Source organism: Nocardioides exalbidus, assembly GCF_900105585.1.
Lineage (GTDB): Bacteria > Actinomycetota > Actinomycetes > Propionibacteriales > Nocardioidaceae > Nocardioides > Nocardioides exalbidus.
This window is the reverse complement of the sequence record NZ_FNRT01000002.1, coordinates 4,033,223-4,049,183: the sequence shown is the minus strand read 5'-3', so window position 1 is coordinate 4,049,183 and position 15,961 is coordinate 4,033,223. Positions and strand designations below refer to the sequence as shown.

The window sequence follows — 15,961 nt, the reverse complement described above, 5'->3', positions numbered from 1 at the left end:
GAGGAACCGCCCGGTCAGAGGGCGGAGGCCGCTTCCTCGTCGAGCCACCAGACGGTCTCCTCGCCGCGCACGCCGCGGGCCGGGGTCTCCTCGACGGTGCCCTCGGGCGCGAGGGCACGGGCGACCGCCTCGGCCTTGCCCTCGCCGCTGGCGATGAACCACACCGCGCGGGACCGCTCCATCGCCTCGAAGGTGAGGGTGACCCGGTCCGGCGGTGGCTTGGGGGAGTCGTGGACGGCGACGGCGATCGCGTCACGAGCGCCGAGCGCCGGGTGCCCCGGGAACATCGACGCGCAGTGGCCGTCGGGGCCGATGCCCAGCATCAGCACCTCGAAGGAGCCGGCGCCGTGCTCACGCATGCTGGCGCTGTACGACGACGCCGCGTCCTCCGCGGTGGCCACCTGGTCGCTGGCCGGTACCTCGTGCACGTGGGCCTCATCGACCGGGACGTGGTCGAGGAGTGCCTCGCGTGCCTGGAGGGCGTTGCGGTCGGGGGAGTCGGCGGGCACGAAGCGCTCGTCGCCCCACCAGAACGCGATCCGGGACCATTCGACGGACGAGTCCGGCGCCCGGCGGGCGAGCTCGCGGTGCAGCGCGTCGGCGATGGTGCCGCCGGTGAGGCCGATGTGGGGCACCTCGCCACGCGCCTGCGCGGCCTCGATCCGCTCGAGCAGCGCCGAGGCGACGTCGCCGACGAGAGTGTCGGAGTCGTCGTGACGGCGGACCACGGGTGCGCCGGTCACTTCTTGCCCCGGAGCTTGACGAGTCGCATGGCGACCTCGGCGTAGACGTCGTCCTCGTCGAGGCGGCGCAGCTCCTCGGCCAGGAGGGCGGGGACCTCGCGACGCTTGAGTGCGACCGGGCGGTCGGGCCGGTTGGGCGAGGTGAAGGTCGCCAGCCGGCCGTCGCCGCGCGCGATGCGGATCGGCCCCTCCTTGGTGTCCATCGTGACCTCGGTGATGCCGGGGCCTTCTGAGTTCCCGCGGGTGACCTCGACCTTGAGCCGGTCGGCCAGCCACGCGACGAGCAGGTCGGCGCTGGGGCTCACCCGCTCGGCGGTGACCTTGGCGCCGGTCACCTTGAGCGGGTGCTGGTCGAGCGCCGCGGCGAGCAGCGCGCGCCACGGCGTGAGCCGGGTCCAGCTGAGGTCGGTGTTGCCGGCGGCGTAGGTCTCGCACTGGGTGAGCATCGCCGTGGACTTGCCACGCGAGACGGCGGCCGAGTCGGTGATGCGCCGCTGCGCGATCGCACCGAGCGGGTCCGCTGCCGGGTTCGCCGGCGCGGAGGTGGGCCACCAGATCGCGACGGGGGAGTCGGGGAGCAGGAGCGGCAGCACCACCGACTCGGCGTGCTTCACCACCTCGCCCTTGAGCCGGATGAGGGCGGTCTCGCCGCCCCAGCCGTCGCCGCTGCCGACCTGGGCGTTGACCTGCGCGGCGCCTCGCGCGTCGCCGAGGATCACGCCGAGCACGCGCGACGGGTGCTCGCGCGAGGCGCGCTTGGCGGCCTCCATCGCCTCGGCGGCGTCGTCCTCGGGCGCCACGATGATCAGCGTCATGACCATGCCCATCGCCGGGCTCCCGGCCCGGACGCGGGAGCGGACGAACTCGGCCGCGATCGACGACGAGTTGGTGTCGGTGAGCTCGATCATCAGGGTCGCCTCCAGGTCCGGCCGTCGCGGGCCATCATCTTGTCCGCGGACTCCGGTCCCCAGGTGCCGGAGTCGTAGGGGTCCGGCTTGCCCTTCTTCGCCCAGTGCTCCATGACCGGGTCGAGGATCTTCCAGGACAGCTCGACCTCCTCGTGCCGCGGGAAGAGCGGCGGGTCGCCGAGCAGGACGTCGAGGATGAGCCGCTCGTAGGCCTCGGCGCTGGCCTCGGTGAAGGAGCCGCCGTAGGCGAAGTCCATGTTGACGTCGCGGATCTCCATCGCCGTGCCGGGCACCTTCGCGCCGAACCGCATGGTCATGCCCTCGTCGGGCTGGACCCGGATCACGAGCGCGTTCTGGGTGAGGTCCTCGGTGGCGGTCGACGTGAACGGCAGGTGGGGCGCCTTCTTGAACACCACGGCGACCTCGGTCACCCGGCGACCCAGGCGCTTGCCGGTGCGCAGGTAGAACGGCACGCCGGCCCAGCGGCGGGTGTCGACGTTGACGGTGATCGCGGCGAAGGTCTCGGTGGTGGAGGTCTTCTTGATCCCCTCCTCGTCGAGGAAGCCGATGACCTTCTCGCCCCCGGCCCAGCCGGGCATGTACTGCCCCCGCGCGGTCGAGAGGTCGAGCCGCGCCGGCAGCTTCGCCGAGGCGAGCACCTTCTGCTTCTCGATCCGCAGGCTCTCGGCGTCGAACGCGATCGGCTCCTCCATGGCGACCAGCGCCATCAGTTGGAGGAGGTGGTTCTGGATGACGTCGCGGGCGGCGCCGATGCCGTCGTAGTAGCCGGCGCGGCCGCCGATGCCGATGTCCTCGGCCATCGTGATCTGCACGTGGTCGACGTAGTTGGAGTTCCAGATCGGCTCGAACATGTTGTTGGCGAAGCGCATCGCCAGGATGTTCTGGACCGTCTCCTTGCCGAGGTAGTGGTCGATCCGGAAGACCGACCCCGACGGGAAGACGCCCGCGAGCGTCGCGTTGAGCTCCTGGGCCGACTTGAGGTCGTGGCCGAAGGGCTTCTCCACGACCACCCGGCGCCACTGGTCCGGACCCGGGTCGGCGAGGCCGTGCTCCTTGAGCTGGCCCACGACGGTGCCGAAGAACGCCGGCGGGATGGCGAGGTAGAACGCCATGTTGCCGCCGGTGCCGCGCAGCTGGTCGAGCTCCTCGACCGTGCGGCGCAGGTTGTCGAAGGCGTCGTCGTCGTCGAAGTTGCCGGGGACGAACCGGAAGCCCTCGGACAGCTGCTTCCAGACCTCCTCGCGGAACGGCGTACGGGCGTGCTCCTTGACCGCGTCGTGCACGATCTGCGCGAAGTCCTGGTCGGCCCAGTCGCGGCGGGCGAAGCCGACGAGGCTGAAGCCCGGCGGCAGAAGCCCGCGGTTGGCGAGGTCGTAGATCGCCGGCATGACCTTCTTGCGCGACAGGTCGCCGGTGACGCCGAAGAGCACCATCCCGCACGGGCCGGCGATGCGGGGCAGCCGTCGGTCCTGCGGGTCGCGCAACGGATTGGTGTAGGTCATCCTCGGTGCTCCTGGTAGTAGCGGATGAGGGACTGCGTGGACGCGTCCTGCTCGGCGGCGACGTCGGCATCGCCGGACACGGCGGGCCGCAGCTGCTGGGCGAGCTGCTTGCCGAGCTCGACGCCCCACTGGTCGAAGCTGTCGATGCCCCATACCGCGCCCTCGACGAACGTGAGGTGCTCGTAGAGCGCGATCAGCTGCCCGAGCACGCCCGGGCTCAGCTCGGGCGCCATGATCGACGTGGTCGGCCGGTTGCCCGGGAACGTGCGCGCGGACACCAGGTCCTCCGCGACCCCCTCGGCCCGCACCTCGTCGGCGGTCTTGCCGAAGGCGAGCGCCTTGGTCTGTGCGAAGAAGTTCGCCAGGAAGAGCTCGTGCACGTCCGTGTCGCCGTCGGCGAGGGCGTACGCCGGCCGCGCGAAGGCGATGAAGTCCGCCGGGATCAGCCGGGTCCCCTGGTGGATGAGCTGGTAGAAGGCGTGCTGGCCGTTGGTGCCGGGCTCGCCCCAGAACACCTCACCGGTGTCGTAGGAGACCTCCGTGCCGTCCCAGCGCACACCCTTGCCGTTGGACTCCATGGTGAGCTGCTGGAGGTAGGCCGGGAACCGGTGCAGCAGCTGGGAGTAGGGGAGGACCGCGTGCGTGTGGGCGCCGAGGAAGTTGGTGTACCAGACGTTGAGCAGGCCCATCAGCAGTGGCACGTTGTCGGCCGCCGGGGTGGTCCGGAAGTGCTCGTCGACCGTGTGGAACCCGGCGAGCATCTCGGTGAACCGTTCGGGACCGACGGCGATCACCAGGGACAGTCCGATGGCGGAGTCCATCGAGTAGCGGCCACCCACCCAGTCCCAGAAGCCGAAGGCGTTGTCCGGGTCGATGCCGAACTCGGCGACCTTGTCGAGGGCGGTGGAGACGGCGACGAAGTGCTGCGCGACGGCGGCCTCCGGGTCGCTGCCGGCGGGCAGGTGGTCGAGGAGCCAGGACCGGCACAACCGGGCGTTGGTGAGGGTCTCGAGGGTGCCGAAGGTCTTGCTGGAGACGATGAAAAGCGTGGTCTCCGGGTCGAGGCCCTTGAGCTCCTGCCCGGCGTCGGTCGGGTCGATGTTGCTGATGAACCGGCAGGTCAGGCCGTCCTGGTGGTAGGGCTCGAGCGCCTCGTAGGCCATCACCGGACCGAGGTCGGACCCACCGATGCCGATGTTGACGACCGTCTCGATCCGCTTGCCGGTGACCCCGGTCCAGGTGCCGGAACGCACCCGTTCCGCGAAGGCGCCCACTCGGTCCAGCACCTCGTGGACGTCGGCCACGACGTCCTGGCCGTCGACCGTCAGCGACGCGTCAGCGGGCAGGCGCAGTGCGGTGTGCAGCACCGCGCGGTCCTCGGTGGTGTTGATGTGGGCGCCGGCGAACATCGCGTCGCGCCGCTCGACGACGCCGGTCTGCGCAGCGAGGTCGAGCAGGGCGGCGAGCACGTCGTCCCGCAGGAAGGTCTTCGAGAGGTCGACGTGCAGGTCGCCCGCCTGGTGGGTCAGGGACGCCGTCCGGCCCGCGTCGTCGTCGAACCAGCCGCGCAGGTCGGGCGTGAAGCCGGCCGCCAGGGCGGCCAGCTCCTCCCAGGCCGGCGTCGTCGTCGGATCCACCGGCCCCGTGCTCACTTGCGCGCGGCCTCGAGCGAGGCGGCCAGGGTCGTCTGGAGCTCGTCCCACGCGACGAGGAACTTCTCGACGCCCTCCTGGAGCAGCACCTGGATCACGTCGTCGTAGTCGATCCCGGCATCCGCCAGCGCCTGCATGTGGGCGGCGGCGTCGTCGTAGAACGGGCGCACCCGGTCGCCGCGCACCTCGCCGTGGTCGGCGACGGCGTCGAGGGTCTTCTCCGGCATCGTGTTGACGGTGTCCTCGACGACGAGGTCGACCACGTACATCGTGTCGTCGTAGTCGGGGTTCTTCACGCCGGTCGAGGCCCACAGCGGGCGCTGCTTGCGGGCGCCCTGCGCCTCGAGCGCCTCCCAGCGCTCACCGGCGAAGAACTCCTCGTAGAGCTTGAAGGCCAGCCGGGCGTTGGCGACGCCCGCCTTGCCGCGCAGGGCCGGGTCGGTGCCGGGCCCCTCGGTGGTGGCCTCGAGGCGCTTGTCGATCTCGCCGTCGACGCGCGAGACGAAGAACGACGCCACCGAGTGGATGTCGGCGAGCTCGTGGCCGTTGGCCACGGCCTTCTCGAGGCCGGCGACGTAGGCCTCCATCACGTTGCGGTACTGCTCGAGGCCGAAGATCAGCGTCACGTTGACCGAGATCCCGGCGCCGATGGTCTCGGTGATGGCCGGCCAGCCCTCCTTGGTGCCCGGGATCTTGATCAGCAGGTTGGGCTGGTCGACGATGCGCCACAGCTCGGCGGCCTCCGCGACGGTCTGGTCGGTGTCGTGCGCCAGGCCGGGAGAGACCTCGATCGACACGCGACCGTCGACCCCGTCGGTCACGTCGAAGACGGGACGCAGCACCTTGCACGCCTCGCGGACGTCGTCGGTGGTGATGGTCTGGGTCGCCTTCTCGACGTCGGCACCGGCGGCCGCGAGCTCGCGGACCTGCGGGTCGTAGCGCTCGCCGTCGGACAGCGCGGCCTGGAAGATCGCCGGGTTGGACGTCACGCCGACGACGTTGCTGTTCTCGACCAGCTCGGCGAGGTTGCCCGTCTGCAGTCGCTCCCGGGACAGGTCGTCGAGCCAGATGGACACCCCGGCGTCAGCCAGGGCCTTGAGACGGTCGTTCATGGGGTTCTCCCGTGCGTGGTGGGTGGGACGATCAGAAGTGGTCAGGCGGTGACGACGGCGATGCTGTCGCGCGCCGCGTCGGCGACAGCCTGCGCGGTGATGCCGAACTCGGTGTAGATCCGGGCGTAGTCGGCCGAGGCGCCGTAGTGGTCGATCGAGATGATCCGGCCCTGGTCGCCGACGACCTCGCGCCAGCCCTGCTTGACGCCGGCCTCGACGGAGACGCGGGCCTTGACCGTCGGCGGCAGGACGGTGTCGCGGTAGGACTCGTCCTGCTCGTCGAACCACTCCAGGCAGGGCATCGAGACCACGCGGGCGTCGATGCCGTCCTCGGCGAGCAGGCGGCGCGCCTCGACGGCGAGCTGGACCTCGGACCCCGTGCCGATCAGCACCACGTCGGGCGTGCCCTTCTCGGAGTCGAGCAGCACGTAGGCACCGCGGGCGACGCCCTCGGTGGAACCCCAGTGCTGCCCCGTCTCGGCGTCGTCCCCGCGCGGGAAGACCGGCACGTTCTGGCGGGTGAGCGCGAGCGCTGCCGGTGAGTTGGTGCGGCTGAGGATCGCCTGCCACGCAGCGACGGTCTCGTTGGCGTCCCCGGGACGTACGACGTCGAGGCCGGGCATCGCACGCAGCGCAGCGAGGTGCTCGATCGGCTGGTGCGTGGGGCCGTCCTCGCCGAGCCCGATCGAGTCGTGGGTCCACACGTAGGTGACCGGCAGCTTGCTCAGCGCGGCCACGCGGACGGCGCCTCGCATGTAGTCGGAGAAGGTGAGGAAGGTGCCGCCGAACACGCGGGTCAGGCGGTCGGCCGCGATGCCGTTCATGATCGCGCCCATGCCGTGCTCGCGGATGCCGAAGTGGAGGACCCGGCCGTGGAAGGGGTCGGTGCTCCACTCGCCCACCTCGGCGACCTCGGGGCCGACCGACGGAGCGCTGGTGATCGTGGTGTTGTTGGACCCGGCGAGGTCGGCGGAGCCGCCCCACAGCTCCGGCAGGACGGGGGCCAGCGCGTTGATCACCTTGCCCGAGGCCGAGCGGGTGGCGACGCCCTTCGCGTCGGCCGGGAAGGTCGGCAGCGCGTCGTTGAGGCCGACGGGCATCTCCCGGCGCTTGAGCCGGTGCAGCAGCTCGGCGGCGTCGGCGTGCTTGGCGGCCCAGGCGGCGTACTTCTCGTCCCACTCCGCACCCCACGCGGCGCCGCGCTCGCGCAGCTGGCGGGTGTGCTCGAGGACGCCGGCCGGGACCTCGAAGGTCTGGTCGGGGTCGAAGCCGAGGACCTTCTTGGTGGCGGCCACCTCGTCGGCGCCGAGGGCACTGCCGTGGGCGGCCTCGGTGCCCTGGGCGTTCGGCGCCGGCCACGCGATGACGGTGTCGAGGACGATCAGCGACGGCTGGTCGCTCTTCGCGTGCGCCTTGCGGATGGCGGAGTAGAGCGCGGGGACGTCCTCGACGTAGTCGGTGCCGCCGTTGGTCCAGTCGACGGTCTGCACGTGCCAGCCGTAGGCCTCGTAGCGCTTCGCCACGTCCTCGGTGAAGGCGATGTCGGTGTCGCCCTCGATGGAGATGCGGTTGCGGTCGTAGATCACGGTGAGGTTGCCGAGCTTCTGGGTGCCGGCGATCGAGCTCGCCTCGGAGCTGACGCCCTCCTCGAGGTCGCCGTCGGAGGCGATGGCGTAGACCTGGTGGTCGAAGAGGCTCTCGCCGGCCCCTGCCTCGGGGTCGAGCATGCCGTGGACGCGACGGCCCGACATGGCCATCCCGACCGCGTTGCCGACGCCCTGGCCGAGCGGCCCGGTGGTCACCTCGACGCCGGCGGTGTGGCCGAGCTCGGGGTGTCCGGGGGTCTTCGAGCCCCACGTGCGCAGCGCCTTGATGTCGTCGAGCTCGAGGCCGTAGCCGCCGAGGAAGAGCTGGATGTAGAGCGAGATGCTCGAGTGGCCGCAGGAGAGCACGAAGCGGTCGCGCGCTATCCACTCCGGGTCGGCCGGGTCGTGGCGCATCACCTTCTGGAAGAGGAGGTACGCCGCGGGGGCCAGGCTCATGGCCGTGCCGGGGTGGCCGTTGCCGACCTTCTGCACTGCGTCCATCGCCAGCACGCGGACGGTGTCGACGGCCTTGTCGTCGATCTCGGTCCACTCGAGCGTGGCGGGCAGGGCGGACTTCTCGGTCAACGCAGTTCCTCTCGATGGAGTTCGGGGCCAGTGCGGGGGAGGGGAGTGCGGGATCACAGCCCCTACTGGGTGGCCTCGACTGCGAGCCTATCCCCGTGGCCGCGTAGACTCGACCCCGCCCGAGGGTGGTCCCGGACACTGGATTCCGGTCGCTGTGGACAGCCCCTTACGCTTCCAGAAGTCAGCGTCCCATCTTCCGTCAGTCCGAGGTCCCCACCGTGTCCCATGTCGGCCCGCACGCTGCTGCGTCCGACCGGCAGTCGACCGGTGACGAGGGTGCCCAGCACGACGGTCCCAAGACCTGGCGCGACGTCGTCGGTGCCTACGTCGGGCTCACCAAGCCGCGTGTCATCGAGCTGCTCCTGCTGACCACGGTGCCGGTGATGTTCTTCGCCGAGCGCGGCATCCCGGACCTGGTGCTCGTCGTGTGGACCGTCATCGGCGGCACGCTCTCGGCGGGGTCGGCGTCGGCGTACAACTGCGTCTACGACCGCGACATCGACGAGCAGATGCGGCGGACCCGACGCAGGGCCCTGCCGCGGCACATCGTCACCGCCCGCTCGGCCCTGGTCTTCGCCACGGTGCTCGCCGTCGTCTCGACCGCGGTCCTCTGGTGGGGGGTCAACGGACTCTCCGCGGCACTCTCGCTGGGCGCCAACGCGTTCTACGTCTTCGTCTACACGATGCTGCTCAAGCGCCGCACGACCCAGAACATCGTCTGGGGCGGTCTGGCCGGGTGCTTCCCTGCCCTGATCGGCTGGACGGCGGTGACCGGCGAGCTGGCCTGGACGCCGGTGGTCCTGTTCCTGGTCGTCTTCTTCTGGACGCCCCCGCACACGTGGGCGCTGGCCCTGCGCTACCGCGAGGACTACCGCAACGTCGACGTCCCGATGCTGCCCGTGGTCAAGCCGGCCGCCGAGGTCGGCCGGCAGATCGTGGTCTACAGCTGGGTGATGGTCGCGACGTCCCTGCTGCTCTGGCCGGTGGCCGGCACGAGCCTGGTCTACCCGATCGCGGTCGCCGTCCTCGGCGCCGTGTTCCTGGTCGAGGCGCACCGCATGTGGCGGCGCGCGAAGGCGTCGGACGTGCTGGGCGAGATCAACCCGATGCGCCTCTTCCACGCGTCGAATCTCTACCTGTCGCTGGTGTTCGTCGCGGTTGCCCTGGACCCCCTGCTGTCGCGCTAGCGCATCCCTGTGGGTTTCGCGTGGGAATGGCGAAGTCTTTACGTCATCTTGAGGTGTCCTTGCGTGCCTGCGCTCGTCGTACCCCGTTAGATCGATAGATGGGGTGGCATCGGGTCGCCCCGACACAGGGAAACCTTTTTTGGGGGTAGTGCACGACATGGATTCAGCACGCGTGGGAGTGGCCGTGGGGACGGCCGAGGGGAGCGCGGCCTTGCTACCGCGAACGGTGTCGAGGGTCCTGACCCTCGTCCTGGCCGTCGGCTTCGCCGTCGTCGGCATCGCCGGAGCGGCAAGTGCGCACCACAACACGATCACCGGTTCGGTGGTCTGCAAGACCGGTGGCGGCTGGGCCGTCACCTGGAGCGTCGTCAACAGTGAGACGCTCACCGAGACCATCACGGCGTCCAACCGGACGAACGCGGTGCCGGTCGGCTCGCAGCTGACCAACCGCCAGACGAAGAGCTTCACCGAGACCATCACGACCAAGCCCGCCGCCGCGGTGACGCTGACGCTCACCGGCAGGTGGACCAACAACAACACCGCGACCAACTCCGGCTCCATCGCCGCTGCGTCGTTCTCCGACGCCTGCAACGTGACCACCGTCGAGAAGCCGGTCGTCCCGGTCGTCGACGACTGCGGCCCGGGCAACGCCCACTACGGCACGGTCCCGACCGGCCCGTGGAGCTCGGTCGTCAACCCGGACGGCAGCCTCACGGTCACCGCCGGCACGGGCTACCAGTTCCCGGGCGGTGCGACGTCGTTCACGCTGCCGGTCCCGACGGACAGCAACGTGCCCTGCCCCAGCACGCCGCCGACCGAGCCGCCGACGACGCCTCCGACGACGACTCCCCCGACCGAGCAGCCGCCGGTGGTGCAGACCCCGCCGGAGGTGCTCCCCGCCCAGGTGCGCGTGGTGCAGGGTGCTGCCAAGAAGATCGACAAGTGCGGCACGCGCAGCGACCTCTTCAAGGTCGCCAAGCGCACCGGCGTGATCTACAAGGCCAACGGCCGGGTCGTCCAGAAGGGCGTCTGGATCAAGGCCAAGTCCCGCACGGTCGTGATCAAGGCGATCGCTGCTGACCAGGGCTTCCGGCTCAAGGGCCAGCAGATGTGGAAGATGACGTTCACCACCAAGGCGTGCGCCCAGGCCCCGCAGGTCGCACCGCCCACCGGGGCGTGAGCCTGCGCTCGATCCTGGCGCGCCTGGCCGTGGTCCTCACGGTCTGCGCTCCGCTCGCGATCGGTCAGGGTGCGGTGGCTGCTCACGCAGTCGCCGCCCCTGACCGGCTGCGCATCGCCGCCACCGGCACGGACGCCAGGATCATCAAGGTGCCGGCACGCAACGACACGCTCGCCGTCGGGCACCAGCTCCGCGGTGCGGTCTACACGTGGTCCCAGGGCGACCCGCCCTGCGACCCGACCGGCAGCACGGTCTACGCCGGCCACGCCTGGCGCGCCGGCAACGGCGTCGCCGACCGGTGGGGCCAGCTCCGCCGTGGCGACGTGATCCGTGTGGCCGGCTGTCGCTTCAAGGTCACCACGCGTGAGTTCTGGTCGGCGTCACGCCGGATGGGCTCGCTCTACTCGGTCCACGGCCCGGCGCGCATCGTGCTGGTGGCGTGCAAGGCCGACGACTACTCCCGTCGTACGGTGGTCTTCGCCCGCAAGATCGGGCGCTGACACCCCGACGGGTGCACTCAGACGGAGGTCCCTTGGGAGGGAGCCTCAGGGCAGGCGGGTCGCAGCGTGGGGCTGCGGCTCGCCTCCCGGCCTGGGTTCGTGCGCCGCGTGGTGCGGCAGCACCGCGAGCGCGATGCGCGCCAGCCCCGCCGCGAGCAGCCCCGCGCCGAGCATGTGCAGCGCGACCAGGGTCACCGGCAGGTCGAGGGCGTACTGCACCCATCCGAGCACGCCCTGCAGCAGCTCGATCAGGAGCACGAGCGACGTGACCGTCGCGAGCCATCGGTGGCCGCCGCGCAGCGCCACCACCAGCAGCACGACGGTGAGCGCGACCAGCGCGTAGACGGCGTACGCGTGCAGGTGCGAGACGGTCGAGGGGGTCAGCCCGTTGCGTGGCGACTCGGTGTCGCCGGCGTGCGGTCCGGCGCCGGTCACGACGGTGCCGAGGTAGAGCACGACCCAGCCGGCGACCAGCGTCGCCCAGGCCAGCACGCGGGGCACGCGCGGCGCGGCCTCGCGATCGGGGCTGCGGAGCTCGTCGAGGAGCCCGACGCAGACCATGACCATCGCCATCGACAGCAGGAAGTGGAACGAGACGATCCACGGGTTGAGGTCGGTGAGCACCGTGATGCCGCCGATGACCGCCTGCAGCGGGATGCCGAGGCCGATGACGAGCGAGAGGCGGGTGGCGCGCCGGTGCCCGGCGCCCAGCGCGGCCAGGAAGCAGGCGAACGCGATGGCGGTCAGCGCGAAGGTGAGCATCCGGTTGCCGAACTCGATCGCGCCGTGCACGCCGAGCTCACCGTGCGGGACGTAGGACTCGTCGGTGCAGCGCGGCCAGGTCGGGCAGCCGAGCCCGGAGCCGGTGAGCCGGACGGCGCCGCCGGTGACGACGATGCCGATGTTGGCGACGAGGTTGGCCACGGCGAGGGGCCAGAGGTACGGCGCGAGCCGGGAGAGCAGCTTGTTCATCATTCCCACTTGAAGGTCCGGGCGGTGAGGACGGTGCCGACGACGGCCCAGAGGGCCAGCACCAGGAGCGAGCGACCGTCGATCGTGGCGTCCACGAGGGCGGAGCGCATGGCCTCGCCGAGGGCACCCGACGGCAGCCACACGATCACCGACGCGGCGCCGCCGTAGGTGCTGGGCGGGAGCACGACGCCGCCGCCCGCCATCAGCAGGAGGTAGACGAGGTTGGCCAGCGCCAGCGTCGCCTCCGCCCGCAGCACGCCGGCGACGAAGAGGCCGAGGGCCGCGAACGCCGCCGTCCCGAGGGCGACGGCCAGTACGAGGGCCGTGAGCGACCGGGGCGGGTGCGCGAGGCTCGGCTCCCACCCGAGCGCGAGGCCCACGGCGACGAGCACCACGAGCTGGAGGGCGACGACGTTGAGGAGGGCGAGGACCTTCCCCATCAGCAGCCCGCTGCGTGGGAGGGGTGAGGACCCCAGCAGCTTGATCACGCCGTAGCGGCGCTCGAAGCCGGTGGCGATCGCGACGGACGTGAACGCCGTCGACATCACGGCCAGGGCGAGCACGCCGGGGGTGAGGACGTCGACCGCCCGGTGGCCCTCGAGGTCGATGCCGATGCGGTCGGCGCCGACGACCCCGCCGACCAGGACGATCACCGGGATCACGATCGCGAGCAGCAGCTGCTCGCCGTTGCGCAGCATCAGCCGCGCCTCCATCCGCGACTGCGCCAGCACCATCCGGGCCGTCGAGGCGCCGGCTGGTGCGGGGGTGAACGTCCCGCTGCTCACGACGCCAGCTCCCTGCCGGTCAGCTCGAGGAAGACGTCCTCGAGCGTGCGCTGGCCGAGGTTGAGCGTCTGGGGGAGCACGTCGTGGAGCTCGCACCAGCGCGAGACCAGCCCGAGCGTGGCGGAGTCGGCCGGGCCGTGGATCAGCATGCTGACCTCGTCGAGCTGGCGTACCTCCGCGCCGCGCCCGAGGTCGGCGCGCAGCGACTCGGGGGCGCCCTCGGGGAACGGGCGGTTGACGACCAGGCGGATCGTGGCCGAGCGGCCGTCGCGGGTGAGCTCGGCCGGCGTGCCGCTGACGATGACGCGGCCGCGGTCGATGATGTGGATCCGGTCGGCGAGGTGCTCGGCCTCGTCCATGTGGTGGGTGGTGAGGACCACGGTGACGCCGTCGCCACGGATCTCCTCGAGCAGCTCCCAGGTGGTGCGTCGCGCCTGCGGGTCCATGCCCGCGGTCGGCTCGTCGACGAAGACCAGCTCGGGTCGGCCCACGAGCGCGATGGCCAGCCCGAGGCGCTGCTTCTGCCCGCCCGACAAGCGGCGGTAGGGCGTCCGGCCGCAGTCGCCGAGCCCGAGGCGGTCGCTCAGCATCGCCGTGTCGAGCGGACGCGCGTGCAGCGACGCCATGTGCTCGAGCATCTCGTTCGCGCGTACGCCGCTCCACGCCCCGCCGGCCTGCAGCATCACGCCGATCCGGGGCAGGAGTGCCGCGCGGTCCTTCTGCGGGTCGAGGCCGAGCACCCGGACGGTGCCGCGCTGGGGCACCCGGTAGCCCTCGCAGGTCTCCAGCGTGGTGGTCTTCCCGGCGCCGTTCGGACCGAGCACGGCGGTGACCGAACCCCGCGCCACCTCGAGGCTGAGCCCGTCGACCGCGATCTTGTCGCCGTAGGCCATCACCAGGCCGTCGATCTCGACGGCGGGGGAGGGTGGTGGCACGCTGGTCAGTCTAGGGAGGGCCTCGCTGCCCTCCGGCCGCGGTGTCGACGAGACGCTGGTCACGTGCGGGCCCGCGGCGCCCTCGTGGGCGGGGTCACTTAGGTTTGCCTTGCTTGAAGGGTGAACTGCAATAACGTCACACTGTCGTTGTGGAATTCACCAGGTCGGCCGCGACTCCGGACGGAGACGCTCCGACGCGCGAGCGCGTGGCCCGCACGATCCTGGAGAACGGGCCCTCCACGGCCGCCGACCTCGCCGGTCGCCTCGACCTCACGCCCGCCGCCGTACGTCGTCACCTCGACCAGCTCACGCTGGAGGGCGTCGTTGAGTCGCGCGAGCCCAAGGTCTACGGCGCCCGCGGCCGCGGCCGGCCGGCGAAGGTCTTCGCCCTGACCGAGTCGGGGCGCGACAGCTTCGACCAGCAGTACGACGACCTCGCCGTGCAGGCCATGCGCTTCCTCGCCGAGACCCAGGGCGAGGACGCGGTCGTCGAGTTCGCCCGGCGCCGGGTCGCATTCGTCGAGCGCGACTACGCCGCGGTCACGGCGCTCGACCCCGACCTGACGCCCGCCGAGGCGCTCGCCAAGGTCTTCACGCAGAACGGCTACGCGGCGTCCGTCCGCGACCTGCCGGCAGCCAACGGCCAGAGCGTGGGCGAGCAGATGTGCCAGCAGCACTGCCCGGTCTCCCACGTCGCGCACGAGTTCCCGCAGCTGTGCGAGGCCGAGACCGAGGCCATCGCCTCCGTCCTCGGCACCCACGTCCAACGTCTCGCGACCATCGCCCACGGCGACGGCGTCTGCACGACCTGCATCCCCCAGACCCCGAAGAAGGAGAAGGCATGACCTCCATCGAAGAACTCAACCCGACGCTCAAGGGCATCGGCAACTACGAGTTCGGCTGGTCCGACTCCGACGACGCCGGGGCCACGGCCACCCGCGGCCTCAACGAGGACGTCGTCCGCGACATCTCCTCGAAGAAGTCCGAGCCGCAGTGGATGCTCGACCTGCGCCTCAAGGGCCTCAAGCTCTTCCACCGCAAGCCCATGCCGACCTGGGGCTCCGACCTCGGCGGCATCGACTTCGACAACATCAAGTACTTCGTCCGCTCGAGCGAGAAGCAGGCCGCCTCGTGGGAGGACCTGCCCGAGGACATCAAGAACACCTACGACAAGCTCGGCATCCCCGAGGCGGAGAAGCAGCGCCTCGTCGCCGGTGTCGCCGCGCAGTACGAGTCGGAGGTCGTCTACCACTCGATCCGCGAGGATCTCGAGGAGAAGGGCGTCATCTTCGTCGACACCGACACCGCGCTGAAGGAGCACGAGGAGATCTTCAAGGAGTACTTCGGCACCGTCATCCCCGTCGGTGACAACAAGTTCTCCGCGCTCAACACGTCCGTGTGGTCGGGCGGCTCGTTCATCTACGTCCCGAAGGGTGTCCACGTCGACATCCCGCTGCAGGCCTACTTCCGGATCAACACCGAGAACATGGGCCAGTTCGAGCGGACGCTGATCATCGCCGACGAGGACTCCTACGTGCACTACGTCGAGGGCTGCACGGCGCCGATCTACTCCTCGGACTCCCTCCACTCCGCGGTCGTCGAGATCATCGTGAAGAAGGGCGCCCGCGTCCGCTACACGACCATCCAGAACTGGTCGAACAACGTCTACAACCTCGTCACCAAGCGTGCGACGTGCGAGGCCGGCGCGACCATGGAGTGGGTCGACGGCAACATCGGCTCGAAGGTCACGATGAAGTACCCCGCCATCTACCTCATGGGCGAGCACGCCAAGGGCGAGACGCTCTCGATCGCGTTCGCCGGCGAGGGCCAGCACCAGGACGCCGGCGCCAAGATGGTGCACGCCGCACCGCACACGTCGTCGTCCATCCTGAGCAAGTCGGTGGCGCGCGGCGGCGGCCGTACGTCCTACCGCGGCCTCATCCAGGTCAACGAGGGTGCCCACGGCTCGAAGTCCAACGTGCTCTGCGATGCGCTCCTCGTCGACCAGATCTCGCGCTCGGACACCTACCCCTACGTCGACATCCGCGAGGACGACGTGTCGATGGGCCACGAGGCGAGCGTGTCGAAGGTGTCCGACGACCAGCTCTTCTACCTCATGTCGCGCGGCATGGAGCAGGACGAGGCGATGGCGATGATCGTGCGCGGCTTCGTCGAGCCGATCGCCAAGGAGCTCCCGATGGAGTACGCCCTCGAGCTCAACCGGCTCATCGAGCTGCAGATGGAGGGCGCGGTCGGCTGACCCGGCCGCCCGCCCGACCGACGTACGAACGCA

Annotated in this window: 14 protein-coding genes; 5 read left to right on the top strand and 9 right to left on the bottom strand. The window is 70.7% G+C overall.

What is annotated here, in order from left to right:
- Positions 1-14: 14 nt before the first annotated feature.
- From pgl to tkt, 6 genes are read right to left on the bottom strand one after another with little or no spacing between them, the layout of a single operon-like run.
- Positions 15-743, bottom strand: coding sequence for a 6-phosphogluconolactonase (gene pgl, locus BLV76_RS19640; protein ID WP_090971376.1), 729 nt, complete (start codon positions 741-743; stop codon positions 15-17).
- Positions 740-1,651, bottom strand: a complete 912-nt coding sequence (locus tag BLV76_RS19635; RefSeq protein WP_090971375.1) for a glucose-6-phosphate dehydrogenase assembly protein OpcA — start codon at positions 1,649-1,651, stop codon at positions 740-742. The genes pgl and BLV76_RS19635 overlap by 4 nt, the downstream gene beginning before the upstream one ends.
- Positions 1,651-3,174, bottom strand: a complete 1,524-nt coding sequence (gene zwf, locus BLV76_RS19630; RefSeq protein WP_090971373.1) for a glucose-6-phosphate dehydrogenase — start codon at positions 3,172-3,174, stop codon at positions 1,651-1,653. Before zwf ends, BLV76_RS19635 begins: the two co-directional genes overlap by 1 nt.
- Entirely contained in the window at positions 3,171-4,826 is a 1,656-nt protein-coding gene (gene pgi, locus BLV76_RS19625; RefSeq protein WP_090971371.1) for a glucose-6-phosphate isomerase, read from the bottom strand. The genes zwf and pgi overlap by 4 nt, the downstream gene beginning before the upstream one ends.
- Positions 4,823-5,938 carry a transaldolase gene (gene tal, locus BLV76_RS19620; RefSeq protein WP_090971369.1) on the bottom strand — a complete coding sequence of 372 codons (1,116 nt, stop codon included), beginning with the start codon at positions 5,936-5,938 and terminating at the stop codon, positions 4,823-4,825. The genes pgi and tal overlap by 4 nt, the downstream gene beginning before the upstream one ends.
- Positions 5,939-5,979: 41 nt before the next feature.
- On the bottom strand, positions 5,980-8,109 hold the full coding sequence (gene tkt / locus BLV76_RS19615) for a transketolase (protein ID WP_090971367.1): 2,130 nt from the start codon (positions 8,107-8,109) through the stop codon (positions 5,980-5,982).
- 218 nt (positions 8,110-8,327) lie between these two features.
- Between tkt and BLV76_RS19610 the strand changes: the two genes are divergently transcribed.
- From BLV76_RS19610 to BLV76_RS19600, 3 genes are all read left to right on the top strand, one after another.
- Entirely contained in the window at positions 8,328-9,296 is a 969-nt protein-coding gene (locus tag BLV76_RS19610) for a heme o synthase (RefSeq protein WP_090971365.1), read from the top strand.
- Positions 9,297-9,522: 226 nt separating this feature from the next.
- Positions 9,523-10,476, top strand: a complete 954-nt coding sequence (locus BLV76_RS22710; RefSeq protein WP_090971363.1) for a hypothetical protein — start codon at positions 9,523-9,525, stop codon at positions 10,474-10,476.
- Entirely contained in the window at positions 10,473-10,976 is a 504-nt protein-coding gene (locus BLV76_RS19600; protein WP_175539762.1) for a class F sortase, read from the top strand. Before BLV76_RS22710 ends, BLV76_RS19600 begins: the two co-directional genes overlap by 4 nt.
- Before the next feature lie 45 nt (positions 10,977-11,021).
- On the opposite strand, the gene BLV76_RS19595 is transcribed toward BLV76_RS19600, so the two are convergent.
- The 3 genes from BLV76_RS19595 to BLV76_RS19585 are packed head-to-tail and all read right to left on the bottom strand — an operon-like array spanning position 11,022 to position 13,668.
- Complete coding sequence (locus BLV76_RS19595) at positions 11,022-11,948, bottom strand: COX15/CtaA family protein (RefSeq protein WP_245734781.1); 927 nt, start codon at positions 11,946-11,948, stop codon at positions 11,022-11,024.
- A complete protein-coding gene (locus BLV76_RS19590) occupies positions 11,948-12,733 on the bottom strand; it encodes an ABC transporter permease (RefSeq protein WP_342712246.1) in 786 nt (261 codons plus the stop codon). The genes BLV76_RS19595 and BLV76_RS19590 overlap by 1 nt, the downstream gene beginning before the upstream one ends.
- Positions 12,730-13,668: an ABC transporter ATP-binding protein gene (locus tag BLV76_RS19585; RefSeq protein ID WP_245734779.1), complete on the bottom strand. Its 939-nt coding sequence runs from the start codon at positions 13,666-13,668 to the stop codon at positions 12,730-12,732. The genes BLV76_RS19590 and BLV76_RS19585 overlap by 4 nt, the downstream gene beginning before the upstream one ends.
- A 149-nt stretch (positions 13,669-13,817) precedes the next feature.
- On the opposite strand from BLV76_RS19585, the gene BLV76_RS19580 reads away from it, so the two are divergent.
- Positions 13,818-14,513 (top strand): helix-turn-helix transcriptional regulator, encoded by a 696-nt coding sequence (locus BLV76_RS19580; protein ID WP_090971354.1) that lies wholly within the window; start codon positions 13,818-13,820, stop codon positions 14,511-14,513.
- Entirely contained in the window at positions 14,510-15,928 is a 1,419-nt protein-coding gene (gene sufB, locus BLV76_RS19575; RefSeq protein ID WP_090971352.1) for a Fe-S cluster assembly protein SufB, read from the top strand. Before BLV76_RS19580 ends, sufB begins: the two co-directional genes overlap by 4 nt.
- Positions 15,929-15,961 lie beyond the last annotated feature (33 nt).

Coding starts and splice junctions, on each gene's coding strand:
- BLV76_RS19635 (WP_090971375.1), bottom strand. CDS start 1,651: ATGATCGAGCTCACCGACACCAACTCGTCGTCGATCGCGGCCGAGTTC.
- zwf (WP_090971373.1), bottom strand. CDS start 3,174: ATGACCTACACCAATCCGTTGCGCGACCCGCAGGACCGACGGCTGCCC.
- tal (WP_090971369.1), bottom strand. CDS start 5,938: ATGAACGACCGTCTCAAGGCCCTGGCTGACGCCGGGGTGTCCATCTGG.
- BLV76_RS19595 (WP_245734781.1), bottom strand. CDS start 11,948: ATGAACAAGCTGCTCTCCCGGCTCGCGCCGTACCTCTGGCCCCTCGCC.
- sufB (WP_090971352.1), top strand. CDS start 14,510: ATGACCTCCATCGAAGAACTCAACCCGACGCTCAAGGGCATCGGCAAC.